The sequence below is a fragment of the Actinosynnema sp. genome (assembly GCF_052038725.1).
Genome location: NZ_JBQGCX010001122.1, coordinates 1 through 5191 on the forward strand (window position 1 = coordinate 1; position 5191 = coordinate 5191).

The 5191-nt window shown below is 75.2% G+C and carries 2 protein-coding genes; both read left to right on the plus strand.

Translation table 11 applies throughout. The features are described 5' to 3' along the window. On the plus strand, positions 1–3717 hold a 3717-nt coding region (locus ACTUAL_RS23665), incomplete at its 5' end, for an amino acid adenylation domain-containing protein (protein WP_440901787.1). 14 nt (positions 3718–3731) lie between these two features. Continuing rightward, positions 3732–4877: an arginine 2,3-aminomutase gene (gene blsG, locus ACTUAL_RS23670; RefSeq protein WP_440901788.1), complete on the plus strand. Its 1146-nt coding sequence runs from the start codon at positions 3732–3734 to the stop codon at positions 4875–4877. The last annotated feature ends 314 nt before the right edge of the window (positions 4878–5191 follow it).

Sequence of the window (5191 nt, forward strand, 5' to 3'; positions counted from 1 at the left end):
GACCTCGTCCTCGCCACCGAGGCCGAGGCCCCCGCCGTGCTGGACGGCGAACCGGTGGTGCTGCGCGACCGCTACGGCGCGCCGGTGCCGGTCGGCGTGCCCGGCCGCGCGGGGGAGCGCACCGCCCGGCTGCGCCGCGACGGCGTCGTGGAGCTGCTCGCCGACCCCGGCGCCACGTCGCCGGACGGGGACGGCGCGGACGGGAACGGCCCTGGCGGGGACGGCGCGGACGCCGCGGTGCTCGCCGAACCGGTCACGCCCACCGAGCGCGCGCTGGCCGCCATCTGGGAGGAGGTGCTCGGACTCGCCCGCGTCGGCCGCGACCAGCACTTCTTCCGGGGCGGCGGCGGCGACTCGATGCTCGCCACCAAGGTCGTGGTGCGGGTGCGCCGCCTCTGGTCGGTCCGCGTCACGGTCCGCCAGATGCTCCAGCACCCGGTGCTCTCGGACCTGGCCGCGCACATCGACTCCCTCGCCCCCCGACCGCTGCCGCAGGCGCCCGCCGTCGAACCCGGACCGGTCGCCGACACGCCGCTCTCCCACGCCCAGCAACGCCTGTGGTTCCAGGAGCAGCTCGAACCCGGCAGCTCCGCCTACACCATCGCCGAGCTGCTCGACATCAGCGGCCCGCTGCGCGCCGACGCGCTGGAGCGGGCGCTGAACGCCGTGGTGGCGCGGCACGACGCGCTGCGCACCACCGTGGCCGAGGTCGACGGCGTCCCCCTGCAGCGGGTCGCCCCGAGCGCGGCAATCGCCCTGCCCGTGGTCGAGCACACCTCGCCGGAGCGCGCGCAGCAGGAGGCGTGGCGGCGGGCGGACCGGCCGTTCGACCTGGCGGCGGGCCCCCTGGTGCGCGCGACCCTGCACCGGGTCGGCCCCGAGCGCCACCTCCTCGCCCTGTCCTGGCACCACCTGGTGTTCGACGGCTGGTCGCAGGACCTGTTCCTGCGCGAGCTGGGCGCGTTCTACGCCCGCGAGACCGGCGCGGACGTCCCCGTCCCGCCCGCCCCCGCCGTCCAGTACGCCGACTACGCCCGCTGGCAGCGCGCGTCGCTGCGGGACGCCGAGCTGACCCGCCTGCACGACTACTGGTCCGCCGCGCTCGCCGACGCCCCCGCCCTGCTGGAGCTGCCCACCGACCGCCCCCGGCCCGCCACCAGGGGCACCGCGGGCTCCAGCCGGGACCTCCTCCTGGACGCGGAGCTGGCGCGCGGCCTGCGGGACGTGGCGCGCCACCACGGCGTCACCCTCTACCTGGTGCTGTTCGCCGCGTTCAACGCCCTGCTGGCCAGGCACACCGGCAGCGAGGACCTGGTCGTGGGCGGCACCACCGCCAACCGCGACACCCCGGAGGCCGAGGGCGGCATCGGCCTGTTCGTCAACACCCTGGCCCTGCGCACCGACCTGTCCGGCAACCCGGCCTTCGGCGAGCTGACCGCCCGCGTCCGCGACACCGTCACCGGCGCCTACGCCCACCAGGAGCTGCCGTTCGAGCAGGTCGTGGAGCTGCTGCGGGTCGAGCGCTCGCCCAGCCGCACCCCGCTGTTCCAGGTCCTGTTCGACTACCAGGACACCAGCTGGTCCGAGCTGGAGCTGCCGGGGCTCGACGTGCGGCGGGCGCGCGGCGCGGACACCTCGGCGATGTTCGACCTGACCCTCGTCGTCGTCGCGGGCCCCGACGGGCTGCACTGCGACCTCCAGTACGCGACGGACCTGTTCGACGAGGGCACCGCGCTGCGGCTGCTGGCGCGCTGGGAGGCGCTGCTGCGCTCGGTCGTGCGCGACCCCGACGCCCGGCTGCACGACCTGGAGCTGCTGCCACCGGACGAGCGCGCCCTGGTCACCGGGGCCTGGTGCTCGCCCCGCGCCGTCGACCGCGCCCCCGGCCTGGTGCCCGAGCGCGTCGCGGCCGTCCCCCCGGACTCCACGGCGCTGGTGCGGGGCGCGCTGAGCATGACCTACGGCGAGCTGAACGACCGCGCCGCTCGCCTGGCCGCCCGGCTCGCCCGGCTGGGCGTCGGCCGGGGCGACCGGGTGCTGGTGTGCGCGCCGCGCGGGTTCGACTACGTGGTGGCCTCGCTGGCCGCGATGCGGGCGGGCGCGGCCTACCTGCCGCTGGACGCCGCCACCCCGGCCGCCCGCGTCGGCCACGTCGTCGCCAGGTCGACGCCCAAGGCCGTGCTCGTCACCCCCGGCACCAGGGGGCTCGTGGAGCACCCGGTCGTGCTGGAGATCGGCGCGGACCACGACGCGCCCCCCGCCCCGATCGTCCCGGTGGGGCCCCGCGACGCCGCCTACGTCATCCACACCTCCGGCTCCACCGGCAGGCCCAAGGGCGTCCAGCTCGACCACGGGGGACTGGCGCACCGGGTCGACTGGTACACCGCCGACTGCGGGCTCACCGCGCGCGACCGGGTGTCGCAGGTCGCGGGCACCGCCTTCGACGTGTCGGTGCTGGAGATCTGGTCCGCGCTGTCGGTCGGCGCGCAGCTGCACCTGGCCGACGACGACACCACCGCCTCCGGCGAGCACGCCGTCCGCTGGCTGGCCGAGCACCGCGTCACCGCGGCGTTCCTGCCGACGCCGCTGTGCGAGCTGGCGCTGGACCTGCCGTGGCCCGAGGGCAGCCCGCTGCGGGTGCTCACCACCGGCGGCGCCGCGCTGCGCAAGCGCCCGCGCCCCGACGCGCCCTTCACCCTGCTCAACCTGTACGGGCCTGCCGAGGCCACCGTCGTGGCCATCTCCGCCGAGATCACCCCGGACGGCCCGCGCGTGCCGCCCATCGGCGTCCCGGTGCCGGGGGCGCGCGCGCTCGTCCTGGACCGCCACCTCAACCCGGTCGGCGTCGGCGTGCCCGGCGACCTGCACCTGGGCGGCGTGGGCGTGGCGAACGGCTACGTCGGCAGGCCGGACCTGACGGCGGACCGCTTCGGGCCCGACCCACTCGGTGGCGGGGACCGCCTGTACCGCACCGGCGACCTGGTGCGGTGGCTGCCCGACGGGACCCTCGAGTACCTGGGCAGGCTGGACGACCAGGTGCAGCTGCGCGGGTTCCGGGTCGAACCGGGCGAGATCGCGGCGGTGCTGCTCGCGCACCCGGACGTCGCCGACGCGGTCGTCGTGGCGCGCGAGGAACCGGGCGTGGGGACCTTCCTGGTGGCGTACGTCGTCCCGGCGGCCGGTCGTGGCAGTGCCGGTCCCGATGGCGCCGGTCCCGACGGCGCTGGCCCCGACGGCGCTGGCCCCGACGGCGCAGCGTCCGCGAACGCCCTGCGCGCCCACCTGGCCACCCAGCTGCCCGACTACATGGTCCCCGCCACCACCGTCTTCCTGCCCGAGCTGCCGCTGAACCGCAGCGGCAAGGTCGACCGCGCCGCCCTGCCCGCCCCCACCAGGGGCGGCGTCGACCACGTGCCGCCGCGCGACGACCTGGAGGCCGCCGTGGCGGGCATCTGGCGGGAGCTGCTGCGCGTGGACCGCGTCGGCGTCCACGACGACTTCTTCGCCCTGGGCGGGCACTCGCTGCTCGCCACCAAGGTCGTCTCCCGCATCCGCAGCGAGCTGAGCGTCAGCCTGCCCGTCCGGCAGCTCTTCGAGACGGGAACGGTCGCCCGGCTCGCCGCCGTCCTCGCCGACGCCCGCGCCGAACCCGAGGCGGGGGAACCCGCCGTGGTGCGGCGCGAGCGCAGGCTCCACCGGCCGCCCGTCAACCCCTGAGCAACGGAGCCCACATGTCGCAGTCATTCGCCGCGCCCGCGATGGCGCCGGGCGCGCCTTCGGCCGAGCAGTGGGGGGATTGGCGCTGGCACATGCGCCACCGCGTCACCACCCTCGACAAGCTGCGCGAGTGGGTCGAGGTCAGCCCGCAGGAGGAGGCCGCGATCAGCGGCACCGCCGGGAAGTACCGGTGGAGCGTCACCCCGTACTACGCCTCGCTGATGGACCCCGACGACCCGCTGTGCCCCATCCGGCAGCAGGCCGTGCCCGCGCAGGGCGAGCTGCTGGAGTTCCCCGACGCCGAGGTGGACCCGGTCGGCGACATGTTCTACCGCAAGACCAACCGCGTGGTGCACAAGTACCCGGACCGGGTCGTCCTGCTGGTCACCGAGACGTGCCCGGTGTACTGCCGCCACTGCACGCGCAAGTTCCACACCACCGACGTGGAGGGCACGTACTTCCGCGACAACGAGGGCGGCGGCTACGAGGAGGACCTGCGCTACATCCGCGAGCACCCGGAGATCCGCGACGTCCTGCTCACCGGCGGCGACCCGCTGTCCTACCGGGACGAGAAGCTGGAGGAGCTCATCTCCGGGCTGCGGGCCATCCCGAGCGTGGAGATCATCCGCATCGGCTCGCGCTTCCCGGTGCTGCTGCCGCAGCGCGTCACCGACGAGTTCTGCGAGATGCTGGCCCGCCACCACCCGGTGTGGCTGAACACGCACTTCAACCACCCCAGGGAGATCACCCCCGAGGCGGCGGCGGCCGTCGACCGCCTGCTGCGCCACGGCGTCCCGGTCGGCAACCAGACGGTGCTGCTCAAGGGGATCAACGACGACGTGCCCACGATGCGCAAGCTCATGACCGAGCTGCTGCGCATCCGCGTCCGCCCGTACTACCTGTACCACTGCGACAACGTCACGGGCGTCTCGCACTTCATGACCTCGGTGGAGAAGGGGCTGGAGATCATGGAGGGCCTGCAGGGGCACATGACGGGCTTCGGCGTGCCGCAGTACGTGCTGACCACGCGCATCGGGAAGATCCCGATCAGCAGGCCCTACCACGAGGCCGTCGAGGGCGGCCTGGCGCTGCGCAACTACCGGGGGCAGACCATGACCATGACCGGCAAGCACTATCGGCTGAGCCCGCCGGAGGAGTGAGCGCTGGGGAGTGAGCCCAGGGGAGCGGGTGCGGGGGGAGCGGGCGCGGAGGAACGGGCGCGGAGGAACGGGCGCGGGGGAACGGGCGCGGGGGGAGGAACGGCGGTACCTGGTTGCCGCCCGCGTGCCCGGTGAGGATTCGGGGCAAGCGATTTCCCCCGCCCCCGTCCCGAAAGGCCTTCCCATGACCTCCCCCGCGCGCGTCGAGTCCGTCACGTCCTTCTTCGCCGCTCTGGGCGACCGCGACCTCGCCGCCCTGGCCGCCGTCCTGGCCGACGACGTCGACCACGTCCTCCCCCACTCCCTCAGCGGCG